The sequence below is a fragment of the Fervidobacterium islandicum genome (assembly GCF_000767275.3).
In the GTDB taxonomy this organism is placed as follows: Bacteria; Thermotogota; Thermotogae; order Thermotogales; family Fervidobacteriaceae; genus Fervidobacterium; species Fervidobacterium islandicum.
In genome coordinates this window covers 184490-210005 of sequence record NZ_CP014334.2, presented here as the reverse complement: position 1 = coordinate 210005, position 25516 = coordinate 184490, and the positions used below count along the sequence as shown (strand labels likewise).

The window sequence follows — 25516 nt, the reverse complement described above, 5'->3', positions numbered from 1 at the left end:
TCTTTTTTACTCACCCTTTGTCGACCTCCACGATGAAACTATCGTCCGGGTTCCAGTAAAGGAAAACCTCGTCTTTCCACTGGATGATTTTCTCATCGAGCAGGTAACTTGCGTGCTGTTTGTAGACTCTGAGTATGTACCCACCATCCGTTCTAACAAAATACTTCGTCTGGTAACCCATGTATATCGTCTCGTCAACAACGCCGTGCAAAATATTCGTAAACGAATCCTCAGGCACTTGAGGTCTTGAGTGAGTGATTCTAATCTTTTCAGGTCTAAGCGTGACTAACACGTCATCGTTCACATCAACCGGTTTATCCCGGTAACACACGATCTCACCAAGTGTAGGAAATTCGACAAGCACGTAACTTTCCGAAATCAACCTTTTCACAGTCCCTTTCATCAAATTACTCTCGCCTATGAACGTAGCGACAAACGCATCGGCAGGGCTTTCGTAGATCTCGTATGGCGTGCCGTACTGGACAACCTCCCCATTGTTCATCACCGCGACGTGATCCGAAACGCTTATCGCTTCAGCCTGGTCGTGTGTAACGTATATGAACGTGATACCAACCTTATCATGCAAATTGTCCAGCTCGATTAGAAGCTCTTGTCTGAGCTTCGCATCGAGTGCACTAACAGGTTCATCTAAAAGGAGCACTTTTGGTTCATTCGCAAGTGCCCTGGCCAGCGATACCCTCTGCTTTTGCCCACCAGACAACTGGGCAGGTTTCTTTTTCGCATGTTCTTCAAGCCTTGTGAGTGATAACAACCACTGAACTTTTTCTCTTATCTCACCCTCGGAAAGTTTCTTAAGTCTCAATGGGAAAGCGATATTCTCGTAGACATTCAGATGAGGAAATAGTGCGTAATTTTGAAATATCGTATTGACAGGTCTTTTATTAGGAGGAAGATTGATGATACTTTTATCATCGAGTAGCACATCGCCATCATCGACATCTTCAAGTCCTGCGATAATGCGTAGCAGTGTCGTCTTTCCACAACCGGAAGGCCCAAGAATTGAGAAGAACTCGTTTGCTCTAATCTCGAGGTTTATGTTCTTCAGCACGTGGAAATCCCCAAAGTACTTATCCACATTAACGATACTCACGCTACTTCCGGGCAACTCTTCATCACTCCTGTCAGTTTTTTCAAACTATTCACAAACCAAAAAGGTAAAGTAGCACGAGGAAGAATATTATTATAAGCACAAACGACAATATGATGAATCCATAAGACCAAGTAAACGCAGCAAAAATATGGAATATCAAACTAAGCGCAAAAAAGACATTCGCATACCTCAACTTCAGCGGTAACACTTTCACAGCAATATACGCAAGAAACAGAAAGCCAAGTATAATCAGGACAAGCTTCATCGATTATCCCCCTTTTATGAAATTCAGAAAGAAAGGTCCTCGGCAGTGACGTTTAAGAACTTCACTCTAAAGCTACCATCCTTAGCAATCAAACAGCTCAAAGACGCGTTATCCAAATTGAAATTCAGGTGTGCAGGCGGCATCAATCCAAGCACTTTGGCAATCAACATCCTCAGTGCTATCGCGTGCGAAACAATTATAACATTTTCGTTTGGATAATGCACTACCATTTCTTTCAAAAATCCGTACATCCTTTCCTGAACACTTCCAAGTGATTCTGCACCTTCCACGTTAGAAAACAGGTTCGTCCTCCATTCATTGAACGCTTCGTGGTGGTCTGAAAGCACTTGCTCGAAATTCTTCCCGTTCCAAAGCCTAATCTCACATTCACGCAGCCTATAATCTGTAACAATCTCCCCTTCGTACCCTATCGCATTTGCTATTATCTTTGCTGTCTCATACGCACGCTTCATCGGACTTGAAAAAATTTTAGAGACGTTCTTGCCTTTCAAAAACTGCGCAACCATCTTTGCTTGGATGCGACCTTTTTCGGAAAGCTCTGTATCCACAACCCCTTGCCACAACTGCCTTTCATTCCACTCCGTACTACCGTGTCTAACAAGGTATACGCAACCCATTTACAAGTTCAACCCCTTTCAAAACAATTACCTAAACAACTTCTTGCTTATGCTGAGCTGATATATTCTTAAAATACTCAACAAATGCAGCTTTCAATTCAGCTACATCCGTTATCTTCATCACCTTGTTTCTAAATTCCCTTGCATGTGGCATGTCTTTCGTGTATCCAGCAACGAACTTTCTGAATTCCACAACCCCGTGCTTGCCGTATTCTTGATAGAGCAAATCGATATGTTTTAAAATAACCTTCAGTCTTTCTTCAATAGATGGCTGACTATCTGAAAATATCCACGGATTACCGATGGCACCTCTTGCGACGATTACACCGTCTACGTTTGAAAGCTCCATAGCACGTCTTATATCATCTTTCGAATAAATGTCCCCACTTATATAAAATGGCACAACGCCCGGATTGTAGATATCCCACTTCGCTTTGCCTGAATACATCTGCTTTGCCGTCCTTCCGTGCACAAAAATCACATCAACACCCTCGCTTACAAGTGCATCGTAAATCTTCTCAAACTCATCTTTTTCCCAACCTATCCTTGTCTTAACACTCAGCCTTTTGACAACCTTCCTCATTTCCCTGACAACCATCTTCAAATGTCCGATATCTTTTAAAAGTGCACTTCCTGCACCGCGCTTCACAACCTTAGCCACGGGGCAGCCTGCGTTTAGATCCACCCAAAGCCCTCTTTCCTGCACCAAAGCAGCAGCTTCGGCTAATTCAACAGGATCCGCACCGAAAAGCTGCACACCTACCAAGTACTTTTCATCTTCTCTTGGGAAGTAGACTTCATTCACAGAAATATTCAACAGCACGCTCTTGGCACTGATCATCTCGGTAAAACCAAACTGTGCACCATGCTCAAAGCATATCTTTCTAAACGGATAATCCGTAACCCCCGCCATGGGAGCCAACCCGACTTTTCCTGGTAAGAAATTCTCCTTGACAGCCATCTACCATCTTTCCCCTTCTTCGAGGTTGATATAAGTCTGCCTTACATCATTCTCTAACTGCTTTGGTACCAACCCTGCTATCGTCTTGCCTTCCCTAACAAACCTTCTAATTTCCGAAGAAGAAACCTCAACAATCGGGAAATTCAACTCCAAGACTCTCTCGTACAATGCACCAAGCACTTCGCGTCCCCTTTTGTAAAGACTTCCGTCGCGTGTTCTTGGATAAACCGCCAAGATGCACTTTCTCAAAAGTTCATCGTACTTGTACCATCTTTCAATATTCCCCAGTGCATCTTCTCCAACAAGCAAAATCACGTTCTTGTAGTATTTCAAAAAATACTCAACATTGTAGATAGCATAATTTATTCCCTCTATATGCCTTTCCATATCGGTGATATATATTGCTTTATCCACACCATCAAACACTTCGTAAGTTCGCACCGCCCAATCAAAGCGCTTTTCAAACGGTACGGCAATCTGTTTGTGCGGCGGTACGTTCGTAGGGACGATATAAAAGTCCGCATCAAAATAATTCAGTGCGTAGTTGAAAATCACGATATGCCCGATGTGTGGTGGATTAAAAGAACTGCCAAAAACAACCGCCGTGTCACTCTTTGAAAATGAAATCAACTCCTTCAACCCATACAGTATCTCCATCTTTCGCACCAGCCTTTCTCAACTTCTCATCAAGGCCGTTCTTCTCAAGAATTTCGATTATATCTTCAAGCATGTACTTTGCTTCCTTCTTGTACTTTTCAAGATAAGTCGAGATATACTCGCTGTGCACTTCAAACTCACCCTTATCGTTACGTGTTATCGTAATATCCACTTTCTCAGGCAGCAATATCTTCACAGGTTCAGGCTTGACGAACTCGATTTTGTCGATATCTATCTTCTCGGCAAGCAACTTTCTACTTTCCTTTATGCGTTCCCAAACCGTGTACTTCAGCGTATCGAGGTTGTAGCCCGTTACAGCTGAAATCGGTAGCACATCCTTACCTGTCTGCTCTTTGAACCGCTCGATGTTGAATTTCAGCTCGTCTTCCGAAAGCAAATCAGACTTATTCCCAACAACGATTTCTTCCTTACTTGCCAGTTCAGGGCTGAAGAACTCAAGCTCTTTGCGTATATCGTAGTAATCTTGGATAGGATCTCTTCCTTCACTGCCTGCTATATCCACTACGTGTACAATCAAATTACACCTCTCAACGTGCCTCAAAAAGACGTTTCCAAGCCCTTTACCCTGACTTGCTCCTTTTATCAGTCCGGGAATATCAGCTATCACAAATGAATTCTCTGGCTTATCAACAACAACTACTCCAAGGTTCGGAACCAGTGTTGTGAAATGGTAGTTGGCTATCTTCGGCTTAGAATTACTTATGCGCGAGATTATCGAACTCTTGCCAACATTTGGATATCCAACCAAGCCTGCATCGGCAAGCAGCTTCAATTCCAAGAGTATGTGTCTCTCTTCACCGGGTGCGCCCTTTTCTGCAAGCTTAGGTGCCTGGTTTGTAGAGGATTTGAAGTGCGTATTACCCCTTCCGCCCTTACCACCGCGCGCCACACAGCAATATTTCCCAGGCTCGTCAAGGTCTGCTATAATCTCGCCTGTATCGTAATCACGCACGATAGTACCAACAGGAACTCGTAAAATCAAATCCTTACCGTTCTTGCCGTGCTGCTTTTTCCTTCTTCCGTTTTCTCCATTCTCTGCGAAGTACTTTCTCTTCTCAGTCAATGGATAAAGCGTGGAGATAGTTGGGTCTGCAACAAGAAAAACGTACCCACCATCTCCACCATCTCCGCCGTCTGGTCCTCCGAACGGCACATACTTTTCTCGCCTAAACGTTGCTGCACCATTTCCGCCATTACCTGCTTTTACATAAAAATCCACAACATCGACGAATCCTACCTTTTCCATACCTTTAACACCTCTTCCTCTATCTTAAACTTTTCTGAGAATATTATACACTCAAAATACAAAAAAATATGGACTCCCCTCGGAGTCCGCCCTTGAGTTTTTTATTTTCAATTTTTTGGAGCCAGCGGAGGGACTCGAACCCTCAACCTGCGCATTACGAATGCGTCGCTCTACCGGTTGAGCTACGCTGGCTCGAAGCCTGAAAACTTAAAAAAACTGGTGGCGGCGGAGGGACTCGAACCCTCGACACGATGATTATGAATCATCTGCTCTAGCCACTGAGCTACGCCGCCACACTTTTTCTCAAACAGCGGTATGATTTTACCATACACTTTTTAGTGTGTCAAGGTATCCTTTGTCGCCCAGTTAAGCAACAAAAAACCATTCCTTTTCAGCCAATTTCTGTGAACCTTATAGTTTGGACAGAACCTTCCCACAAACGCCCAAAAATTTCTGCTATGGTTTGGATGAACAATATGCGCAAGCTCGTGGATCAAAACGTAGTCTATCACTTCAGCCGGCGCCATTATCAACCTCCAGTTCAAAGAAATCGTCCCCTTAGACGAACAGCTTCCCCACCGCGTTTTAACATCCCTTATCTGCACCTTCTTGTAGCTTATCCCCATGACATTGGAAATTTCCTTCAACCTTTTTGGAAGGTACTCTTCTGCCCGTTTTCGGAGCCAGTGCTTTGCCAAAATATCGATATCTTTGGCGTATCTTTCATTAACGACAAAATGCTCGGTGTCGAAAAGTATGGGAACGACAATTTTGCTACTGAGCACGACTTTAAAAGGTTTCCCAAAATACAAAATCACATCTTTCCCATTCTCCAGACTTCGTGAGCGATGTTTATCAAGAAGCAAGCGAATTTTATCGATATTTCTTGTCGCAAACTCCAGTGCTCTCTCTTTATCAAAATGCCACGGAGCGATTAAGACAATCGTGTTTTCATCTTCAAAATGCAGCTGAACCGTTCTCTTTCTTCGCCTGCTCCTTTCAACTTTGAAATTAACACCCGCTACTGAAAAACCGAAAATGTTTGTATTCCTATCCGAATGTGCCATATATTCATGCTCCCGCATTATCGAATTTGGATTTTACCTTATGATTATATACAACCACTCTTTTGTGATTAAAATATTATTCATATTCTCACCTCGAAAAATTGTCCTGCTTTTCCAAGTTCCATTTCTCGATAGCGCTCGAACAATATTATTAACACCAAATTTTGCATCTTTTCTCTTCTGTCCTGTTTCGTGCCAAATACCAGAAACCGGACAGATGGTTACATATTAGCAATTGTCTGTACAGTTTAGTTCAAATTAGAAACCACAACAACTTCAAATCTGGAACAACAACGAATCATAAATATTCTACCATATGCAGAAGTTAATGTTCAGTTTCTTTAAATAAGCAAGCCCTAGTTCGAACAATTACACAACATTTCCACCCAATAACCTGTCAAATCGTTCTGGGTGAGAACGATTTCAGCCATAAATCGTTCTATAATAGAACGATTTTTTAAAAAAGACTTAGTTTTCGTTCCATATTAGAACGTTTCTGTTGCATAATCGTTGTGTAACAGAATATATTAGAAGAGGGATGTGTGCGGAATGACGGTCGATAGGGCTCTTGAATTAAGAACAAAGAGGGCTATTTCTTTCTTACCCGAAAAGCAGAGACTGTACTTTGAGAAGCTAAAAGGGAGGTCGACGAGTAGAGGAATTTTACTGTTCGGACCGAGGGGAAGCGGGAAAACGACTTTCCTTCTTTCCACAGCGGAAAGCGAGGAGATGTTCTATGTCTCAGCTGATGATCCTTTAATAAATGCCGTGCCTTTTTTAGAATTAGCCCAACTCGTCCTTTTATCATACAACGGACTCATAGTCGATGAAGTACATTTCCTCAAAGACTGGGGACTACAAATCAAATCACTATACGATTCCTTTCCAAACAAAAAAATTTGGATTAGCGACAGTGGCTCGATAGCGCTGCATAAAAGTAGGGCCTAACTTTCGCCCAGGTTTGTAATTATCCAACCCACTTTGATGTCTGTCAATTCGCTGAGCGTAAATCACCTCGCAGTCATGAAAGCCATCGTTAGCCATTTGGCTTACTCGAAAATTCCCACGATAAACGTAGAGGCCATGTGTAGAGATTGGGGAATTGGCAAGGAGAAACTCTTTGAACTGCTCAACGCATTGAAAGAAGTGGGATTGGTAAATATAGTTCAAAAATCACTTATCGAAAGGCCGTATTCTAAAGGCGGAAAGATATTCTTTTTCGACCCCACGCTCTACAGTGTGTTGGAAGGGGAGATAGGAAACTTTCGCGAGGCGTTTGTTGTTTTTGCTCTCAAAGACAGAGGAAGGTTGTTAGTACAAAAAGATGAACCGAAAGGAGATTTTCTATTCGATGATATTAGTTTGGAGATAGGTGGTGAGAACAAGAAAAAGAAGGACTCTCAATAAGTGATTAGAGACGATATCGACGTACCTGTGAGAAACGCCATCCCAATGTGGGCGCTCGGGATGGGCTGGTAAGGTCACTTAAACCTAACCTGCCATACGTAGAAATCCTTATCGCCATACGTGAAAAGATAAAAATGCGAATAGTCGTAGCTTACGCTTTTCACATTCGCGTTGTACAGCGCTTCTTCAACTGCTTTTGACAAATACTTTGAAACAAAATTAGTATGTCCGACAAAAACAACCTCGCTTCTATCTCTTAGTCCCTTTGTCAAATAAGCGACCAAATCATCGTATTTATCTGCCAAATTACCGTACAGCGAGTTAAAAAGGCCCGCTGACTGTTTATTTCCACTGAGTATTTCTTCATACAACTTTTCTGCAAAACCTTTAGTCGATATGGTAACTGGAATTTTCGTCTTTGCATAGTGCGAATACCTTGCTTGATTTTTACCAAAGAGAAAGTAAGTGTTCATACCTAGACTGTCGTTCCATGTTGTATCGATGTAGTACCAGTTTCCCGCTATCTTCACAATGTTCCACGCATGTGGGACAAGTTTTTCTGCTGATTCGTATGGAGACTTTGCCTCACCACTGACAAGTAGCACATCTATCCCTGCTGCTTTCGCAAGTCTATAAAACAAGAGCGCATACCCTTGGCATACACCTTTTCTGTCTTTCAAAGTTGAATAAACATTCTTGTGGGAATAAGACTCATCGTACTGAATGTATGATTTTATCCATTCGTTAAGCGCGTAGACCTTTTCTAAATCCGTACGTGCATTCTTAAGAATCGAAGGCAAATTCTTTGATATGAACTCATCAACCGCCTTGCGCTCTGCCTCGGATTCTAAATACACGTACGTTATCGTTGTTTCAACACTTCCTGCCTGCTCGATTGAATCAGCGCTCCATCTTTGTATAAACAACTGCTCAGGGATAATTTCAATAATCGTCCCCACCAACTTAAGCATCGTCGCGTTGTTTGTCCCATTTGCTTTTAGAACTGTCTTTTGTTCATAGCTGTGAATATCACTGACGATTGCTCTCTCAACATCATCAGCTGAATAGACCTGGTACACCTTGGCAAAGGCCATGGTGCAAAGTAGCGATAGAACAATCAATGTGAGGATTGAAGTTCTTTTCATAACAACTATCCCCTTTCAAAGCCGATATTACCTCTCACCCGCTCGACACCGTCGACAAGCTCGACAAATTTCGGACAGGCTCGACAGCATTCAGAAGTCAACGAACTTGAATTTTCCAGAGATCCTGTAATTACCTTCGCGGATTATTAAAAATCTCTTCTCAATCAGCTGATCAAGAACAGAATATGCGGTTGTTCGTTTAAAACCGCTCTTTTGGAGTATTTCCAGTATTCCATCTCTGGGGCCGAAATAATCTTTCAATAAACTAATTGCTCTCCTCTGGTTCTCCGTTAAGCCTGCAATTGAAACATATTCTTTAACGAACCTATTTATCGTTCTCACCACGTGCTCTTTCTTAAGTTTAGATTCGCCAATGTTATCGTAGATACTTTTGGACAATATCCACAACCCGTCCCTTGGATTTCCATCCGTAAAGTCGGCAACGACATCTAACACCTCTGGTTCAAGAAGGTCCAAATGCTCTTTCAACCTCTTAGCGACCATTTCTTTGATATCCAAAGCCTTTAGGGGCTCCAAGAAGACAATATCTTTAAAAACATTCTCCAAATTGCCCGCTTCGTTCCAACGCATCCTATCGGTTAGGTACTCTCTGTATATAGCAAACGGCAAAGAGAATATGACCACCAAGTTATCAAGAAGCATCTGATTTTTCAGGGCATCAATGACCTTCAGTACGTCTTCCTTTCTTTCCTTGTCCAATTCATCGATTATCAGCAAGAACTTACCTTTCGCTTTGATAGTTTTCTCCAGAAGCATCCCGAGCCGTTCACGTGCACCGAAAAAATTAAAGCGTGGGGCTTTCGCTTTTTCGAACTTTGCTTCAGCAGTTCCAAGCAACGTAATTGCGAGTGAAAATCCCTTCAATGTGGATACTTCTTTTGTAATCCATTCTTTGCACTCCCTTGCAACATCGCTGACGTCGTCGTCATTCTCCAACTTCGAAGCCAACGAATAGAGCAAATCGTACAGTATACTTTCCATCGTATCCCTGAGCGAAATGTTGACCATCTCAGCGTAGACACCTTTCGGTTTCACAAAGTTGAGCACTGTTGTCTTCCCAATACCAGTCTCGCCAGCTACCCCGAACACACCAAAAGGAAAGTGCAATGCAACGTTGCTGAGGTACCCGATCTCCCTTTCCCTGTTCACCAACCAAATGGAGCCTGTCTCATCCAAAGGTCTATCAACCAAAAGTGGAATAAGAACAGAAACGTTCTCTCGCACTATTTCACCCCAATTCTTAGAAAATCCATTTCCAAGTTCTCCCAGCTCAATTATACCATACACTAAACTTGTTTCGCTCGACACCGTCGACAAGCTCGACAAATTTCGGACAGGCTCGACAGATGCACAAACTAACGAACCAACTAATCAGCGAACCTAAACTCAGAACTTATCGACTTGGCAATCTCAAGGACTTCTTCGTATTCTTTGTAAGTTATTCTCCTTGCGATTTCTGGATATATGTGTGCTTTGAACGTTGGATAATACTGAGCCATGATATTCAAATACGCTTTTGGTGATACTTCCTTTGCTACGAACTCCAGCACCTTTTTGCTTTCTGCGACGTTGTTGGGCATCACCAAATGCCTGATTATCAAACCTCTCATGGCTATCCCACGCTCATCGACAACCAAATCTCCAACCTGCCTTTGCATTTCGATAAGCGATTCTTTGGCATGTTTTGCGTAATTTACAACCATAGAATAGCACTTTGCTCTCTCATTATCACCGTACTTAAAATCGGGCATGTATATATCCACTATACCATCAAGCAGGGCTATAATCTCTCTCCTTTCATACCCACCGCAGTTGTAGACCAAAGGGATATTCAATCCATTCTCAGCAGCAATCACCAAAGCAGACACAATCTGCGGGATGTAATGCGTAGGAGTGACGAGGTTGATGTTGTGGCAACCCATTTTTTGAAGTGTTAACATAATTTCTGCAAGTTCTTCAACGCTAACCCTTCTTCCCTCTCCAAGCTGGCTTATGTGGTAGTTTTGGCAAAACACACACCGCATATTGCAGTGCGTGAAGAAGATGGTCCCAGAACCGTTCCTACCAACGAGCACGGACTCTTCCCCAAAGTGAGGACCAAAACTTGCAATTTCAACATCCGCACTCGCTCTGCAAAACCCCAGTTTGCCCTCAAATCTATTCACCTTGCACATATGAGGACACAAATCACACTCTTCAAGATGGCTCATGAGTTCTTTTGCCCTGAGTTCTAACGAACCGTCTGGGAGTTTTTCCGCATAGCCCGGTGTCATCAATCATTCACGCCTCCGCTGGAAAATCTCCGCAGGTCTAGACATGTCTTGTTCCACCTAGCTGTGTAGATTGCCTAATAAAAATTGTATCACACGATGAACTTATTTATTGTCCATCTTTCATGGAGGATTCTCATTTGCGCTATTTTACTTTTTCGCGACTGTCCCTTATTTCCAGAAAAAATCTCTATTTTCTTACTTCAGGATGTTTGAAAAGCCAAATTCTTTTGATTGATTAACGAGATGTCGTTATTCTTGAAGTTTCTATACTTGGTATTATCATTGGTGTGTGATAATATACCCTTGAAAACGTTTTCGAAAACGTTTTCAGAAGAAAGAACAAGGCAAGAGTTTTCAAAGTTGGTCAACCCATCATTGTTGTAGGAGGTGAAACATTTGAAGAAGGCAGGTATTTTCAATTCTCAAATCGCGAAGGTTATAGCTTCAATGGGGCACAAGGACATGATAGCCGTTGTTGACTTGGGTTTTCCAATACCTGATAGCGTTGAAAGAATAGATATTGTCTTGGATTACGGAAAACCCCTGTTTTCAGAAACCTTGGAAGTTGTTTTGAAAGAGCTTCAAGTCGAAAAAATAATCATAGCCAGTGAGTCGAAAGAATCTTTTATAGCCGACCTCCAAGAAAAGCTGCCTGGAGTAGAAATACAAAAGGTCACACACGAAGAACTGAAAGAAATAACGAAGAGATGCAAAGCTGTCATCAGAACTGGAGACACAACACCGTACTCTAACGCGATACTTGTATCTGGGGTGATCTTTTGAATGTCTGAGAAGATACTTGAAGTAAGAAACGTTAGCAAGACATTTCCCGGTGTCCAGGCGCTGAAAGATGTCAGCTTGGACGTTCACGAAAAAGAGGTCCTTGCACTTGTCGGAGAGAACGGTGCTGGCAAGAGTACGCTCATAAAAATCATAAGTGGTGTGCACAAAGCCGACTCAGGAGAAATATACTACCTAGGCAAGAAGGTCAACTTCAAAGATCCAACCGAGGCAATCGCTTCCGGAATCTCCACTATACACCAAGAATTGAACCTTTTCGAAGAACTCACCGTGGCTGAAAACATCTTCGTTGGAAACGTGAAAGGATTTTCTTTTTCAAAGAAAAAGGCGTTTAAGGTCGTCAGTGAATTACTTGACAGCCTTAAATTCAACATAAGAGCGGATGAGAAGGTGAAAAATCTAAATACATCAGAAAAGCAGTTGGTATCTATCGCAAAAGCTTTATTCTTGAATGCCCGCATAATAATCATGGACGAACCCACGGCAACAATCACAGAATATGAAGCCGAGAGGCTTTTCGAAATCGTAAAGGGCCTAAAAGCCAAAGGGGTTTCTGTAATCTTTATATCGCACAGGCTTGAGGAGATCTATCAGATTGCGGATCGAGTAGCGGTTCTTCGGGACGGCGAACTTATCGGAGTCAAGCATATAACCGAGGTTGACCGCGAAGAACTGATAAGAATGATGGTTGGTAGAAAAATCGAAGAGATGTACCCCAAGTTCAACCGTCCCGAAAAAGAGACTATATTCGCCGTAGAAAACCTTTCAGTAGGGACCTTCGTAAAAAACGTAACGTTTGATGTTCGGAAAGGTGAGATATTCGGTATAGCGGGTTTGGTCGGATCAGGAAAATCGGAAATCGCATTGGGGATTTTCGGGCATTTACCAGCGAATTGGTCAAAGATGGTGTTGAACAACAACGAGCTCCAGCCATCAAAAAACATGCTCGAGCATGGAATAGCTTTAGTTCCCGAAGATAGGAAAAAGATGGGATTGGTTCTTGAATTAGACGTAACAAAAAACATCGTTCTGCAAAACACGAACGAGGTCTCCAGAGGTCTGCATATTTCTTGGAAAAAGGCCAAGGTTTTAGCTTCTGAGGAAGTTAAGAAGTACTCCATCAAGGTAACTAGCATATATCAGAAAGTCAAGACACTTTCGGGAGGTAACCAGCAAAAGGTTGTTTTGGCCAAAGTACTGAGAAAAACTCCCAGATTGGTCATGCTTGTTGAACCAACAAGAGGGATAGACGTCGCAACGAAGGTTGAGGTCTACAACATCGTCAACAGGTTGGCAAACGAAGGTGTCGGAGTGATATTTATATCCTCAGAACTTCCCGAAATACTTGGACTTTGCGACAGGGTCCTTGTGATGCACAGGGGCCGCTCTATGGGTATACTCGACCGTCACGAACTATCGGAAGAAAGAATCATAAAACTTGCTACGGGGGTTGACGACTGATGAGTTGGAGAAAAATTACTGCCAAGCTACGGGAATACCCTGCTGTGGTTGGTCTTGTAGGAGTGGTTGTGCTATTCAGCCTTCTATCGGACAGATTCTTCACGCTATCGAATTTTGTGAACGTGCTAAGGCAAGTTTCTATGCAAGCGATTATTGCTTTTGGAATGACCGTTGTAATAATCTCCGGAGGTATCGACCTATCGGTAGGTTCGGTCTTTGCACTATCTGCAGCGATTCTGGCGTCCACCATCGCAAAAGGTGGCTCCATATTACTGGGAATTCTCGCTGCTCTTTTGGTCGGTGCTGGGTTTGGATTTTTCAATGGATTTGTAATAGCGAAGGGAAGGCTCCAACCGTTCATTGTTACACTCGCAACGATGGCGATAGCCAGGAGCTTAACGTTAGCGTACATGGAAGGTATGCCCATAACGGGCTTCCCAAGTTCTTTCCGCTTTATTGGTGCAGGGGATATACTCGGCATACCCGTTCCCGTGATTATAATGTTCTCTTTACTCCTTCTCATGTTTTATCTAACTAGATACACCAAGTTCGGCCTCTATGCGTATTCAATCGGCGGAAACGAGCTTGCTTCAAAGCTCAGCGGTGTGAAAGTAGACCTATACAAAATCAGTTTTTACATCTTGAGCGGCGTGCTAACGGCCGTGAGTGCTGTTATCTTGACTTCAAGGTTGAACAGCGCACAACCAACTTTCGGTGTAGGGTACGAGCTTGATGCAATAGCAGCGGTTGTACTCGGCGGAGCAAGTTTATCTGGAGGCAAGGGCTCTGTGTTAGGGACATTTTTCGGAGCTTTGATCATGGGCATTCTCAACAATGGAATGAACATTCTAAACGTCTCTCCATTTTACCAAGACGCAGTGAAGGGCATCGTTATTCTCACGGCCGTACTGGTCGAACGTGAAGGGTAGCACACTTTTGGGAGGTGAAGGGTATGAAAAGGTTGGTTCTCGTTCTCGCGGTAGTGCTTTTGGCGGTCTATGCGTTTAGCTTCAAAGTAGGTCTTTCGCTCTCGACACTTAACAACCCATTCTTCGTCACACTTAGGGACGGAGCTATGGCAGCTGCTAAAGAGCTCGGCATCACATTGTTAGTTGTCGACGCTCAAGATAAACCAGCCAAACAACTCAACGACATTGAAGACCTAATACAAAAAAAAGTTGATCTCATAATAATCAACCCAACGGACAGTGCGGCGATTGTTCCAGCTATCGAGGCCGCAAACAAAGCAAAGATTCCGGTGATAACAGTTGACCGAGCAGCTGCGGGTGGTCAAGTTGTCGTCCACATAGCATCAGATAACGTCGCTGGTGGTGCCATGGCAGCTAAATTCATCGCCGAACAACTGAAAGGTAAAGGAAAAGTCGTTATGCTTGTAGGAATTCCGGGAACATCAGCAGCCAGGGACAGGGGCACAGGTTTCAAGACAGAGTTAAAGAAATACCCAGGCATACAACTGGTGGCCGAGCAGGTTGCTAACTTCAACAGAGCAGAAGGTATGAGGGTTATGGAAAATATCCTCCAGGCTTATCCAGACATCGATGCCGTTTTCGCTCAGAACGATGAAATGGCACTTGGTGCAATCGAAGCGATTAGAGCCGCTAAGAAACTTGGAAAGATAATCGTAGTTGGTTTCGATGCGATCCCAGACGCACTTGAGGCAGTTAAGAAGGGAGAAATGGCAGCCACAGTAGCACAGCAACCATATCTCATGGGACAGCTCGCTGTCCAAAAGGCTTACGAATATCTGAAAACAAAGACGATATTCATACCAGTTGAGTTGGAACTTGTGAAGAAATAAGGTAAAATTATTCTGGCGCCCGGGGGAAATCCCCTGGGCTTTGAATTTCGCAAACGGGGAGGACACAAATGAAAAAAATAAGCATTAAAGATGTTGCAAAGAAAGCTGGTGTTTCGATCTCTACGGTCTCAAGGGTGCTAACAAACTCTGCCCCAGTCTCGGAAGAACTAAGGGAAAAGGTTATCCAAGCTGTACAAGAGCTAGGGTATTCCCCCAGTAGCATAGCACGTAGTTTGAGAAACGGAGCTACAAAGACGATTGGTTTCATACTTCCGGATATAACGAACCCGTTCTTCGCAAACATCGTTCGAGGTGCTGAAGACTACCTCAGACAGCATGGTTACACTCTCATATTTGGAAGTTCCGATCAAGACAAAAATGAAGAGAACCACATACTTGAAGCTTTACTCTCCAAACATATCGACGGCTTGCTTTTCACAGGCTCTGGAGATTCAAATCCCAAACTGCTTCGCAAAATTGAACAAGGATTAAAAGTGGTCTTTCTTGATAGAATCATTCGCGGTGTGAATTCCTCGTACGTCATTGTCGATAACAAAAGGGGAATAAGTCTTTTGGTTGATCATCTATTAGATGATGGCCACAAGAGTTTTCTTTTCATCAACGGCGATAAAAACACATTCAGCGCAAAACAACGTTACGAAGCGTTTTTGCAGAGAATGAAATCGGGAAAGTACAAGTACGAACATCATTTCACAAGCTTTTCGTACGAAGCGGGTTACAAATTCGCTTCGCAGTTAAGTAATCCTGTGGAATTTGACGCGATACTGTGCGGAAATGATCTGATTGCCTTTGGAGTCATAGATGCTCTCGAAGACAGAGGAATACGTGTTCCAGAACAGGTAAGTGTAACAGGCTTCGACGATATACCGTTCAGCAGACACTACAAGCCCGCCCTGACTACTGTACGTCAGCCGATGTACGAAATGGGTCAAAAAGCTTGTGAATTACTATTAAAAATGATAAAGGAGCAACTGATGACAACCGAGGGCATCATTTTAGAACCTGAGCTGGTAGTTCGTGAATCTACGAAAAGGAGGATATGAAAATTGATTACCGTTGTTGGCAGTTCAAATATGGACATAGTGCTTACAGTGGAGCACTTTACAAAGCCGGGTGAGACGCAGAAATTGATTAAACTTGAGTATTTTCCTGGTGGAAAAGGAGCAAACCAAGCTGTTGCAGTTGCGCGTTTATCCCAGCAGCCTGTGTACTTTCTTACGGCCGTAGGTGACGACCAATATGGTAAAACCTTGATTGAGAACTACGAACGTGAGAAAATACACGGATACAGGGTTGTCAGTGGAGTTTCAACAGGTATGGCGTTCATCGAAGTTACCATCTCTGGTGAGAACAGGATAATAATCAATCCTGGCGCAAACGATACCTTATCGAAAGAAATGGTACTAAATGCGAAAGATGAACTGCTGAAGGGTGATATTCTGCTTATCCAAAACGAAGTACCGTACGAGACCACTCTTGCAGCCGCCAGATTATTCAAAGAGGCGGGAAAAACTGTTATCTTCGACCCCGCACCTGCTCAGAGTATTCAACCTGAGATCTTTAACTATGTTGATTACCTAACACCAAACGAAGAGGAACTCAAAAGTATAAGCGAACAATTATTCGGTTCTTTTCATTCAATAGAAGAAAGCTTCAAGAGGATGAAAGAATTGAGTCTAAAAGCTATGATCGTCAAGTTGGGAGATAAAGGTGCAACATACATCGATTCCAGCATGATTCATCATGTACCAACAATAAAAGTAACCGCCGTTGACACAACGGCGGCCGGCGATGTTTTTAACGGTGCGCTGGCTGTTTCATTAAGTGAAGGCAAAGATATCCTTGAAGCTATAAAGTTTGCCAACATTTCTGCAGCCATATCTGTTACAAGGAAAGGTGCTCAACCTTCAATTCCCACAAGACATGAGGTCGAAGATTTTAAAAACACTTACCCCTTGTAATACACCTGATTCTCCAACAATTGCTCAGATGGGACATCTTTGAATTCCTTTGCTGGCACGCCGAGGTATATTTTCCTTGGCATCGTGTCTTTAGTCACAACAGAACCAGCGGCAACCAGAGTATCTTCAGCTATGACTACACCCGGCAGTATTGTCGAATTCGCACCAATCCTTGCACCTTTCTTCAGTGTAGGTCCTTTGAAGTACTTCTTTCTTTCTTCCGTTCTTCCCAAGAAGTTATCATTTGTGAAAGTCACGTTCGGTGCGACGAAACAGTAATCTTCTATCGTCGAAATCGCAGTTATGTACGCATTCGTCTCTATCTTCACATACTTGCCTATCTTCGTCTTATTCTCAACAGCCACCCCTCTACCGATTATCGTATACTCCCCAATCTCTACATCTTCCCTAATGCTCGCCAAATCCCCGACGAATACGAAATCGTGCAACACAGCTCCTCTGTACACCACACACCCAGCACCGATGGTAACGTATTTACCAATTACAAGAGGCTCAAGTTCTTTCTCATCGGTGGTTGCCGATGCCGATGCCTTGAACGGTTTTTTCCCCAGAACGGTATTATCCCCAATAACGCTCCCTTCACCGATTACAGTATCTTTTCGTATCACTACGTTGTGCCCGATAACAACATTATCACCTATCACAACGTTCCCCTCAATCACAACATTCTCACCGAACATTACGTTTTTACCAATCTTAGCACTTGGTGAAATCATAGAACCCCTCCTTGAAATCATTTAACACACGTTTTGATATTCCTAACCAAGCAGATCTAAAAAAACATCAATCCCCAACTGTCTAAGCACATTCACTGGCATTCTGAACCTTGCTGTCACAAGTGGATCAACGATTTGTGAAATTTGAGTATCTCCAACGATGCTCATCAGCATCACGAGTTCTTCCAGCGGGATCTCAGAATAGCTTGTTATAACCTCCGCCATATTTTCCACTGCACACTTGACCGCCTCGTCCAAACTCTGAGCTGATGCGAGTGCAAACACACCTTCTTCACAAATCACCATTGGATTTTTCAACTTTAAACCCTTTCTCACTCTCACCTTAGCAACTACCTTTCCGGGCACTTCAATGCCAGTCCCGCAGATTTCCCCATCACCCATCAGTGCGTGCAAATCTCCAAGTGCAAGCAGCGCACCTTCGACAGAAACAGGCAACAGCACTTTCGCACCTTTCTTAATGTACTTTGTGTCGAGGTTACCACCGTGGTATCCCGGCGTTCCGCAGTTGACACAGCCCTCTTTTGGTGCAACACCAATGACGCCGATCATAGGTTCTATGGGTAACTTTAATCCGTTAAAAATCGCCTTTCCATCTTTTATTTCCACAATCTTAGTGAAATACTCTTCAAACCTCTCTCCTAGTGGGCCCAAGCCCTTGCCAGTGACCATTACCCCTCTTTCAGCCACTTCAATGTCGATTATTTCAATTTCCAAGACATCCCCAGGCATTGAGCCATTGACAAAAACAGGTCCCGTTGCCGGATTAACTTCAGACCAATTCAAATTTTCCAGCTTATCTTCGCAGCTTCTAATCTGGTTGGAAAAACAATCCAGTGTTTCGAACTCTACCTCATCACCGCTCTCTACAAACAAAGCAGGCTTAACATCTGAGCAAAACGCATAAATCCTGTGTTCAGCCGATATACGATGTCTCGCATTCCCCATGCCCATCCCCCCAACACTATCGTAAGATTTTCAGCATTTCAGTAAAGTTCCATCTTCAAAACCTCTTCCAGTTTTTCCTTGAGCTTACCATATTCCGTCAAATGAATCACATTGAACCCGAGCCTGATGGCTGTTTCAATGTTATCCGCCCTATCATCGATGAACAATGAAGTCGAGGGTTTCACACCGCATCGTTCCATCAGCTCGTAGAAGATGTCCTCGTTTGGCTTAATCTTCTTCACATGGCTTGAAATCACCATGCAGTCGAAGTATTTGAAAAACTCAAACGTGTTATACACGTATTCAAAAGATTTATAACTGAAATTCGAAAGCACGCACAACCTGTATCCGTGCACTTTCAAAGAAGGCAACAGGCTCACATTCTCTTCAATCGGTTTTAGCAAGCTCAACACTGCATTTTTCATGTGCCTGATGTACTGAGCATCTTCAGGATACCTTTCCTCCATGATCCTCCAAAGCTGTGCTTCAGAAATCTCACCCTTATCCATCAAATTCCATTCCGGGACATTGAAAACCCTTTCCATCAACCGTTTTGCTACATCCTCGCCAAACTTCTCAACCATATACCCATATGGGTCCCAGTGTATGAGCACTCTCCCCAAATCGAAGACCACGGTGTCTATTTCTCTTTGAGCACTTCCTTGCATGTAATCACTCCCTTTCAAAAGTTTTCTCAGTTCAGCACTCCACCAAGATTTTACCACCACAGTTTTAAATTGTTAATAAGTGATGGCTGAACGTATTCAAAAACACAAAACTTTGAGTTATACTATCAGTGCAAGATAAGAAAACAAATCCATGTGGAGGTAGTCTAATGAGCCAAAATGAACCACTCGTTTCAGTAGTTCTCCCCGTTCGAAACGAAGAAAAGACCGTTTCTAAAACCATCGAAAGCCTTCTTGAAAACGAATATGAAAATATCGAAATAATTGTCGTTGATGGAATGAGCACAGACAAAACAAGGCAGATAGTTGAACGATACATCGAAAAACATCCAGGAAAAATAAAACTCCTTGAAAACCCTAAACGCCACACACCAGCTGGGCTAAACATCGGTATTCAGAACGCATCTGGTGAATACATCATGATAGCAAGCGGACATGCCACGTACTCAAGTAATTACATATCTACTTGCGTGAATGTGCTTGAGCAGAACATGTGCGATGTAGCTGGCGGACTTATGGAGACACTTCCAAGAAGCAACACTCCAAAAGCTATTGCAATAGCTGAGGTATTGAAACATCCATTCGGAGTTGGTGGGGCAAAGTACAGAACAGGCGCTCAGAAGAATGAATACGTCGACACGGTAGCTTATGGAATTTACAAAAAAGAAATCTTTGAAAAGGTCGGACTGTTCGATGAAAGATTGACAAGAAATCAGGATATAGAATTCAACATAAGGCTCAAAGATGCGGGATATAGAATCATGCTCGTTCCACAAGCAAAAGTGTACTACTTTGCCAGAGATACATTCAAAGGACTTTGGCAAAACAACTTTTCAAACGGATTTTGGGTTACCCACAGCCGAAAGCACGTGAAAAAAGCATACAAGCTAAGGCACTTAATTCCTTTGTTTTTTGTCATTTATCTACTCATTTTGGCTGTAACCCTCTCAATTCTGGTCATCCCAACTTTCTTTAAACTACTTGGCTTGGTTCCTCTTTCACTTTACTTAGCAATGGTTACCATATTCTCGGCATCTGTAAGCACCAAACACAACGACAATAGCATATTTTTCTATACGTTAACTTCATTCTTGATTTTGCACATATCGTACGGAACAGGTTCACTTGTTGGACTTGTCAAAAAGGCAGAATAGAAAGGGAGGCATCACCGTTGGGCTCGTTTTTAAAAACTCTCTTGGCGATTCTACTCACAATATCAATCACCGGATTCATCCTGTGGATATATTTCGAGACAAAAATCTCGCATATTACTTTCACGGCAGAATTCAAACCTGAAGAGGTTAATGCTCATACTGAGGGCCAAACTGAAAAGTCAACATCATCGAAATTCGCAATCGCACTCTTCGGATTAGATGCAAGACAAGAAGGAGAACGTGCCCGCAGTGATACGATCATGATACTACTAATTGACCACGCAAAGAAGAAAATCAAACTTGCTTCGATAATGCGTGACCTTTATGTATATGTTCCAACCTACGGCAAGCGGAAAATCAACAGTGCGTACGAACTTGGAGGACCTAAATTGGCACTTTCAACACTAAACCGAACCTTCAAGCTCTCGCTAACAAAGTATGCTACCGTCGATTTCCGTGGATTTGAAAAGATAATCGATGCGGTTGGTGGGGTTGATATAGACGTTAAGTACTATGAACTGGAGCATATAAACATAAACATGCGAGAAGTTAAAAACCTCATAGGCGGTGATGTACCTGAAGTAAAACGCCCCGGGTTACAACGACTTAATGGTAGACAAGCTCTCGGTTATGTAAGAATAAGGTACGTAGGCAATGGAGACTATGAAAGAGTCCAACGACAACAGCGGGTTCTCGAACAAGTATTCGAAAAGCTAAAGAACGCTTCCATTTCCACAAAGCTGCGTATAATTGACATGGTGTTGCCGTATATCGAAACAAACTTAACACGAAGCGAAATAATTTCACTTGCAACAAAAAATTACTCAAAATATACACTTGAACGCATCAGAATACCAATCAACGGTTCTTTCCGAGAAGGATACACTGTTATCGATGGTGTGAAGCAATGGATATTTGACACTGATATTGAAAAGAACATCCAGGCCTTACATGAGTTCTTTGAGACTGGTCTGCCTTCAAACCCCTGAAGAGGTTATACTCTCTGGCAGTGCTTCTGTGAGCAGCGTTAAGATAACCTTGGATTTTTAATCTTAAGCCTATTATACGCTTGTATTCGCGTGATTTTTCAATTTTGTTCACAAAGTTCTTTATATTAAAATACCTTCATACCAAAATAACTGGAGGTGAAAGAATGTTGAAAAAGTTACTGTTTGTATTACTTGTATTGTCTCTCCTTGTTACCAACGTGGCATTTTCGAAGAAGTTAATTGTCTATTCAAGTGTTGATGAAGCAAACGCACGAAAAATACTTAGTGCATTTACCAAAGACACTGGAATAGATGTTGATTTTGTCTTCCTTTCTTCAGGTCCTGCTTTAGCTCGAATCGAGGCAGAGAAGCAAAATCCGCAAGCAGATGTCTGGTTTGGTGCTCCAATGGAAAACCACATTATTGCCAAAGAAAGAGGATTAACACAACCATTCAAGATAACAGTTCCCAAAGAGATATCGACAAGATTTTACGACAAGGAAGGATACTACTATCCGATATACATGAACCCGCTCGGTATAGGTGTAAATATGACAATGCTGGAGAAGCTCAAGCTCCCACTACCTCAGAGCTGGAACGACCTGCTGAAGAGTGTGTATAAAAAAACAATACAGTATCCTAACCCACAGTCTTCCGGTACCGGGTATACTTTCGTAACTGGCCTAATAAAAATCTTGGGTGAGGATGCTGCTATGAAATTTCTGAAATTAATGGCTCCAAACGTCCAAACGTATACACAGAGCGGTACAGCTCCTTCCAAGGCAGTAGCAATTGGCGAAGCAGTCTTTGGAATCCAGTTCACACCTGCGTTCTTCCAATTCATGGATCAAGGTTACAATGTGAAGATTGTTTTCCCGAAAGAAGGAGTACCGTACGAAGTTGCGTGTATGTCGATTATAAAGGGTGCGAAAAATATTGAAGAAGCTCAAAAACTTGTTGAGTGGGTCATTTCAAAAAAGGGACAGCAGGAAATTATCAACCAAAAAACATACTTCTATCCGATTCGAACAGATGTTGATTTTGGAAATCTCCCTTCACTCTCATCGATAAAACTCATTCACGTAGATCCGAAGTGGGCTGCCGACAATAAAACAAGAATTGTGAACAGGTGGATAAACGAGGTTTTACCCTATTAAGCTCTTCCCCAATTGAAGAAAAAGGGGCCATGTGCCCCTTTTTCTGTTACTTGACTTGCACAAAGCTTGTTGTGAGGTGATCGTAATGAACTACTCTAAGGGTGAATTAAAATCGTACCTGCTTAAACTTTTGAAAGAACCTGCATTGCTTACAACAATATTTGTCGTTTTTGCACTTTTGGTAATTTTCATAATATTCCCACTGTATAAAATCTTCCAGATAAGCCTGACCGATAGCAATGGTAACTTCACGTTGGAAGTCTACAAAAACGCTTTACAAAACAACTACTTCAGACGCGGTTTTGTAAATAGTCTCTTAGTAGCGTTTCTCACTGCTTTACTCGGCACAGCTGTTGGTTATTTGTTTGCATACACGATTAACAGAACAGACATTCCGTTCAAATCATTCTTTAGAACAATTGCCATAATGCCAGTCATTTTTCCTCCATTTGTGGGTGCACTCTCACTCATTATGCTCTTTGGTGCAAATGGCCTCATAACATCAAAATTGCTTGGATTCTCAAACATCTACATTTATGGCCTACCCGGTCTGATGTTAGCGCAAGTACTTTGTTTTTTCCCTGTTGCTTTTATAACCCTTGATGGTGTACTTTCAACAATAAGCCCGACTTTAGAAGATGCAGCTTTCAACCTAGGAGCTAGCCGATGGCAAGTTTTCTACAAAGTCGTTTTGCCTCTATCTGTTCCTGGTATCGCAAGCACTATGCTTGTGCTCTTCATTGAGTCTCTTGCGGATTTTGGTAATCCGTTGATACTTGCAGGAAGCAAGTTCCCAATACTTTCTGTCCAGGCCTATCTTCAAATAACAGGGATGTACGACCTAAGAAGTGGTGCAACATTATCCGTTTGGTTATTAATTCCATCGCTGCTGGCTTTTATAATTCAAAAGTACTTTCTTGAGAAGAAAAAGTACTACACAGTAACTGGAAAGCCGACTATCTCTGTACTCAAGAGTGTGAGCGAACCTGTAAAATGGATACTTTTCAGCATATGTTTGTTTATCGTACTGTTTATACTTTTGGTTTACGGAATCATATTTTGGGGGGCGTTTACAAAAGCCTGGGGTGCAAACAATCAATTCACACTTGACAATTTCAAATACATCTTCGATGTCGGGCGAAGTGCGATTAGGGGAACTCTTACCATTGCATCGATTTCGACACCCATTTCAGCTGTTTTTGGTATGGTAATAGCATTCTTAGTTGTCCGAAAAATCTTTCCAGGCAAGAGAGTTATGGAGTTCATATCACTTCTTAGTTTTGCAGTACCGGGTACAGTCATTGGAATTGGGTACATTTTGGCTTTCAATAAGCCACCTTTACTTCTAACAGGCACGTTGACTATCTTGGTTCTGAATTTCGTATTTCGTTATATGCCTGTTGGAATTCAATCAGGTATCGCCTTGCTCAACCAAGTTGATCCTTCAATTGAGGAAGCAGCATTTACATTGCGGGCAAACAACAGGCAAGTATTTGCGAAGATTACCTTGCCATTGATAACCCCTGCTTTCTTCTCAGCTCTTGTCTTTGCATTTGTGAGAGCAATGACTGCGATAAGTGCTGCAATATTTTTGGTTTCGAGTCGGTGGAATCTTATCACCGTCCAAATTCTAAGTCAAACCGAATCGGGCAGACTTTCAGAGGCTTGTGCCTTCTCCACCTTGCTTACCTTAATTATAATGGTTTTTATCGGCGTTTTGAAAATATTCTTGAAGAATAAAGTTAGCATAAGTAACTATACTTCGGTAAGGGGTTGAGAAAATGAGTCTTGAATTAAAAGGATTAACAAAGGTATTCAGAAATTATGGAACTGAAACTGTAGCGGTTGAAGCGTTTGATTTAAGAGTTGAAAAGGGACAATTTGTTACTCTGCTGGGTCCATCAGGCTGTGGTAAAACTACAACTTTGAGGATGATTGCGGGTTTCGAGATACCCACTTCTGGAAAAATCATACTCGACGGTGCTGACGTCACAAATGAACCACCTAATAAGCGAAATATCTCCATGGTGTTTCAAAGTTACGCCCTTTTTCCTCATATGACGGTCGAAGAGAATATAGCCTTTGGACTCAGGATAAAAAAATTGCCAAACTTTGAAGTAAAGCAGAAAGTCAAATGGATAATGGAAATAGTAGGATTAATTGGTCTTGAAAAGCGGAGGCCTGAACAACTCTCAGGTGGACAGCAGCAGCGGGTTGCATTGGCAAGAAGCCTAGTTGTAGAACCGAGCGTATTACTTTTGGACGAACCTCTTTCAAATCTTGATGCTAAGCTCAGAGAACAGATGAGAATCGAGATAAAGAGAATCCAGAAAGAGCTTGATATAACCACTGTGTATGTTACACATGATCAAATCGAAGCAATGAGCATGTCAGACCTAGTTGTAGTCATGAATGGCGGAAGAATAATGCAAATCGGCAATCCGTTTGAGATATACTCAAAACCAAAAAATGAGTTCGTTGCAGACTTTATCGGTAAGGTAAATTTGTTTGACGGTTCTGTCGATAACGCAAACAATGAAATTGCCGATATTTTCTGCAGTGTATTTGAAAATAAGCGTATCTCGGTACCGAACATTTTTTCACTCACTCCGGGGCAAAAAGTTAAAATTGTCCTGAGACCTGAAGCTTTCAAACTCGTACCTTTCCAAGATGAAGAGAGGATAAATCTCATACGAGGGAAAATTATTTCTTCAATCTTTGTTGGAGCTGCTGTTGAATGCGAGATGGTAGCATCGGATGGAACAGTTTTTAAGACGACAATTTCTAACCCAGTTGAGAGTGGTATACCGCAACCAGGTTCTGAACTAAAGTTATATTTCTCCAACAAGAGTCTTTGGGTCATTCCTGAAGCTAATTAAATATGGACTCTTGAAAGCAGTCTTATCGACAAGTTTCTTGTCGCTTTGATGTTCGAGCACGGTAAATCAAAAC

At 42.4% G+C, this 25516-nt stretch carries 26 protein-coding genes and 2 tRNA genes; 13 read left to right on the top strand and 15 right to left on the bottom strand.

The genetic code is table 11. The annotated features are described in order from the left end of the window. Positions 1-10 precede the first annotated feature (10 nt). The 9 genes from NA23_RS00975 to NA23_RS00935 all read right to left on the bottom strand — a co-directional run bounded on the left by NA23_RS00975 (position 11) and on the right by NA23_RS00935 (position 5966). Complete coding sequence (locus NA23_RS00975) at positions 11-1126, bottom strand: ABC transporter ATP-binding protein (RefSeq protein ID WP_033191437.1); 1116 nt, start codon at positions 1124-1126, stop codon at positions 11-13. 34 nt (positions 1127-1160) lie between these two features. Next, entirely contained in the window at positions 1161-1376 is a 216-nt protein-coding gene (locus NA23_RS00970; RefSeq protein WP_033191438.1) for a hypothetical protein, read from the bottom strand. Between the two features lie 23 nt (positions 1377-1399). Beyond that, positions 1400-2014 carry a histidine phosphatase family protein gene (locus NA23_RS00965; protein WP_033191439.1) on the bottom strand — a complete coding sequence of 205 codons (615 nt, stop codon included), beginning with the start codon at positions 2012-2014 and terminating at the stop codon, positions 1400-1402. A 31-nt stretch (positions 2015-2045) separates the two neighbouring features. Further along, positions 2046-2975, bottom strand: a complete 930-nt coding sequence (locus tag NA23_RS00960; protein ID WP_033191440.1) for a tRNA dihydrouridine synthase — start codon at positions 2973-2975, stop codon at positions 2046-2048. Then, complete coding sequence (nadD, locus tag NA23_RS00955) at positions 2976-3614, bottom strand: nicotinate (nicotinamide) nucleotide adenylyltransferase (protein ID WP_249477105.1); 639 nt, start codon at positions 3612-3614, stop codon at positions 2976-2978. Then, the gene (gene obgE, locus NA23_RS00950; RefSeq protein ID WP_033191442.1) at positions 3583-4899 is read right to left on the bottom strand and encodes a GTPase ObgE; all 1317 of its coding nucleotides are present in this window, start codon (positions 4897-4899) and stop codon (positions 3583-3585) included. Before obgE ends, nadD begins: the two co-directional genes overlap by 32 nt. Before the next feature lie 116 nt (positions 4900-5015). After that, a tRNA-Thr gene (locus tag NA23_RS00945) sits at positions 5016-5091 on the bottom strand. 25 nt (positions 5092-5116) lie between these two features. Next, a tRNA-Met gene (locus NA23_RS00940) sits at positions 5117-5192 on the bottom strand. Positions 5193-5234: 42 nt separating this feature from the next. Continuing rightward, on the bottom strand, positions 5235-5966 hold the full coding sequence (locus NA23_RS00935) for a M48 family metallopeptidase (RefSeq protein WP_052107108.1): 732 nt from the start codon (positions 5964-5966) through the stop codon (positions 5235-5237). Positions 5967-6515: 549 nt separating this feature from the next. Here NA23_RS00935 and NA23_RS00930 point away from each other — a divergent pair. Further along, positions 6516-6914, top strand: a complete 399-nt coding sequence (locus tag NA23_RS00930; protein ID WP_052107109.1) for an AAA family ATPase — start codon at positions 6516-6518, stop codon at positions 6912-6914. 75 nt (positions 6915-6989) lie between these two features. After that, positions 6990-7373, top strand: coding sequence for a hypothetical protein (locus tag NA23_RS00925; RefSeq protein WP_236938423.1), 384 nt, complete (start codon positions 6990-6992; stop codon positions 7371-7373). Between the two features lie 74 nt (positions 7374-7447). Here the strand turns inward: NA23_RS00925 and NA23_RS00920 are convergent, their stop codons facing one another. From NA23_RS00920 to NA23_RS00910, 3 genes are all read right to left on the bottom strand, one after another. Beyond that, on the bottom strand, positions 7448-8518 hold the full coding sequence (locus tag NA23_RS00920) for a transglutaminase domain-containing protein (RefSeq protein ID WP_033191443.1): 1071 nt from the start codon (positions 8516-8518) through the stop codon (positions 7448-7450). A 90-nt stretch (positions 8519-8608) separates the two neighbouring features. Further along, complete coding sequence (locus NA23_RS00915) at positions 8609-9847, bottom strand: ATPase (protein WP_236938419.1); 1239 nt, start codon at positions 9845-9847, stop codon at positions 8609-8611. 59 nt (positions 9848-9906) lie between these two features. Continuing rightward, complete coding sequence (locus NA23_RS00910) at positions 9907-10812, bottom strand: radical SAM protein (RefSeq protein WP_033191444.1); 906 nt, start codon at positions 10810-10812, stop codon at positions 9907-9909. 396 nt (positions 10813-11208) lie between these two features. On the opposite strand from NA23_RS00910, the gene rbsD reads away from it, so the two are divergent. The 6 genes from rbsD to rbsK all read left to right on the top strand — a co-directional run bounded on the left by rbsD (position 11209) and on the right by rbsK (position 16875). After that, entirely contained in the window at positions 11209-11595 is a 387-nt protein-coding gene (rbsD, locus tag NA23_RS00905) for a D-ribose pyranase (protein WP_033191445.1), read from the top strand. Continuing rightward, positions 11596-13074 carry a sugar ABC transporter ATP-binding protein gene (locus NA23_RS00900; protein WP_033191446.1) on the top strand — a complete coding sequence of 493 codons (1479 nt, stop codon included), beginning with the start codon at positions 11596-11598 and terminating at the stop codon, positions 13072-13074. It abuts the gene before it with no gap. Continuing rightward, complete coding sequence (locus tag NA23_RS00895) at positions 13074-14003, top strand: ABC transporter permease (RefSeq protein ID WP_033191447.1); 930 nt, start codon at positions 13074-13076, stop codon at positions 14001-14003. Before NA23_RS00900 ends, NA23_RS00895 begins: the two co-directional genes overlap by 1 nt. Before the next feature lie 23 nt (positions 14004-14026). Beyond that, positions 14027-14893, top strand: a complete 867-nt coding sequence (locus NA23_RS00890; RefSeq protein ID WP_033191448.1) for a D-ribose ABC transporter substrate-binding protein — start codon at positions 14027-14029, stop codon at positions 14891-14893. A gap of 68 nt (positions 14894-14961) precedes the next feature. Further along, positions 14962-15957, top strand: coding sequence for a LacI family DNA-binding transcriptional regulator (locus NA23_RS00885; protein WP_033191449.1), 996 nt, complete (start codon positions 14962-14964; stop codon positions 15955-15957). 3 nt (positions 15958-15960) lie between these two features. Beyond that, positions 15961-16875 (top strand): ribokinase, encoded by a 915-nt coding sequence (gene rbsK / locus NA23_RS00880; protein WP_033191450.1) that lies wholly within the window; start codon positions 15961-15963, stop codon positions 16873-16875. On the opposite strand, the gene NA23_RS00875 is transcribed toward rbsK, so the two are convergent. Genes NA23_RS00875 through NA23_RS00865 form a run of 3 tightly spaced genes read right to left on the bottom strand, consistent with a single transcriptional unit; the run spans position 16863 to position 19303 of the window. Continuing rightward, positions 16863-17612, bottom strand: a complete 750-nt coding sequence (locus NA23_RS00875; protein ID WP_033191451.1) for an acyltransferase — start codon at positions 17610-17612, stop codon at positions 16863-16865. The two genes, rbsK and NA23_RS00875, sit on opposite strands and share 13 nt — an antisense overlap. Before the next feature lie 42 nt (positions 17613-17654). Next, positions 17655-18578 carry an acetamidase/formamidase family protein gene (locus tag NA23_RS00870; protein WP_033191452.1) on the bottom strand — a complete coding sequence of 308 codons (924 nt, stop codon included), beginning with the start codon at positions 18576-18578 and terminating at the stop codon, positions 17655-17657. Positions 18579-18616: 38 nt separating this feature from the next. Continuing rightward, positions 18617-19303 (bottom strand): HAD family hydrolase, encoded by a 687-nt coding sequence (locus tag NA23_RS00865; RefSeq protein ID WP_249477103.1) that lies wholly within the window; start codon positions 19301-19303, stop codon positions 18617-18619. Positions 19304-19413: 110 nt separating this feature from the next. Here NA23_RS00865 and NA23_RS00860 point away from each other — a divergent pair, with 110 nt between their 5' ends. The 5 genes from NA23_RS00860 to NA23_RS00840 all read left to right on the top strand — a co-directional run bounded on the left by NA23_RS00860 (position 19414) and on the right by NA23_RS00840 (position 25443). Beyond that, positions 19414-20418: a glycosyltransferase family 2 protein gene (locus NA23_RS00860; RefSeq protein ID WP_033191454.1), complete on the top strand. Its 1005-nt coding sequence runs from the start codon at positions 19414-19416 to the stop codon at positions 20416-20418. Between the two features lie 17 nt (positions 20419-20435). Continuing rightward, the gene (locus NA23_RS00855) at positions 20436-21407 is read left to right on the top strand and encodes an LCP family protein (RefSeq protein WP_052107112.1); all 972 of its coding nucleotides are present in this window, start codon (positions 20436-20438) and stop codon (positions 21405-21407) included. 164 nt (positions 21408-21571) lie between these two features. After that, entirely contained in the window at positions 21572-22564 is a 993-nt protein-coding gene (locus tag NA23_RS00850) for an ABC transporter substrate-binding protein (protein ID WP_203225724.1), read from the top strand. A gap of 85 nt (positions 22565-22649) precedes the next feature. Further along, positions 22650-24341: an ABC transporter permease gene (locus tag NA23_RS00845; RefSeq protein ID WP_033191455.1), complete on the top strand. Its 1692-nt coding sequence runs from the start codon at positions 22650-22652 to the stop codon at positions 24339-24341. Positions 24342-24345: 4 nt separating this feature from the next. After that, positions 24346-25443, top strand: coding sequence for an ABC transporter ATP-binding protein (locus NA23_RS00840; protein WP_033191456.1), 1098 nt, complete (start codon positions 24346-24348; stop codon positions 25441-25443). Positions 25444-25516: the final 73 nt, after the last annotated feature.

Coding starts and splice junctions, on each gene's coding strand:
- NA23_RS00970 (WP_033191438.1), bottom strand. CDS start 1,376: ATGAAGCTTGTCCTGATTATACTTGGCTTTCTGTTTCTTGCGTATATT.
- NA23_RS00965 (WP_033191439.1), bottom strand. CDS start 2,014: ATGGGTTGCGTATACCTTGTTAGACACGGTAGTACGGAGTGGAATGAA.
- NA23_RS00960 (WP_033191440.1), bottom strand. CDS start 2,975: ATGGCTGTCAAGGAGAATTTCTTACCAGGAAAAGTCGGGTTGGCTCCC.
- obgE (WP_033191442.1), bottom strand. CDS start 4,899: ATGGAAAAGGTAGGATTCGTCGATGTTGTGGATTTTTATGTAAAAGCA.
- NA23_RS00935 (WP_052107108.1), bottom strand. CDS start 5,966: ATGGCACATTCGGATAGGAATACAAACATTTTCGGTTTTTCAGTAGCG.
- NA23_RS00930 (WP_052107109.1), top strand. CDS start 6,516: ATGACGGTCGATAGGGCTCTTGAATTAAGAACAAAGAGGGCTATTTCT.
- NA23_RS00925 (WP_236938423.1), top strand. CDS start 6,990: ATGAAAGCCATCGTTAGCCATTTGGCTTACTCGAAAATTCCCACGATA.
- NA23_RS00920 (WP_033191443.1), bottom strand. CDS start 8,518: ATGAAAAGAACTTCAATCCTCACATTGATTGTTCTATCGCTACTTTGC.
- NA23_RS00910 (WP_033191444.1), bottom strand. CDS start 10,812: ATGACACCGGGCTATGCGGAAAAACTCCCAGACGGTTCGTTAGAACTC.
- NA23_RS00900 (WP_033191446.1), top strand. CDS start 11,596: ATGTCTGAGAAGATACTTGAAGTAAGAAACGTTAGCAAGACATTTCCC.
- NA23_RS00895 (WP_033191447.1), top strand. CDS start 13,074: ATGAGTTGGAGAAAAATTACTGCCAAGCTACGGGAATACCCTGCTGTG.
- NA23_RS00890 (WP_033191448.1), top strand. CDS start 14,027: ATGAAAAGGTTGGTTCTCGTTCTCGCGGTAGTGCTTTTGGCGGTCTAT.
- NA23_RS00885 (WP_033191449.1), top strand. CDS start 14,962: ATGAAAAAAATAAGCATTAAAGATGTTGCAAAGAAAGCTGGTGTTTCG.
- NA23_RS00875 (WP_033191451.1), bottom strand. CDS start 17,612: ATGATTTCACCAAGTGCTAAGATTGGTAAAAACGTAATGTTCGGTGAG.
- NA23_RS00870 (WP_033191452.1), bottom strand. CDS start 18,578: ATGGGGAATGCGAGACATCGTATATCGGCTGAACACAGGATTTATGCG.
- NA23_RS00860 (WP_033191454.1), top strand. CDS start 19,414: ATGAGCCAAAATGAACCACTCGTTTCAGTAGTTCTCCCCGTTCGAAAC.
- NA23_RS00850 (WP_203225724.1), top strand. CDS start 21,572: ATGTTGAAAAAGTTACTGTTTGTATTACTTGTATTGTCTCTCCTTGTT.
- NA23_RS00845 (WP_033191455.1), top strand. CDS start 22,650: ATGAACTACTCTAAGGGTGAATTAAAATCGTACCTGCTTAAACTTTTG.
- NA23_RS00840 (WP_033191456.1), top strand. CDS start 24,346: ATGAGTCTTGAATTAAAAGGATTAACAAAGGTATTCAGAAATTATGGA.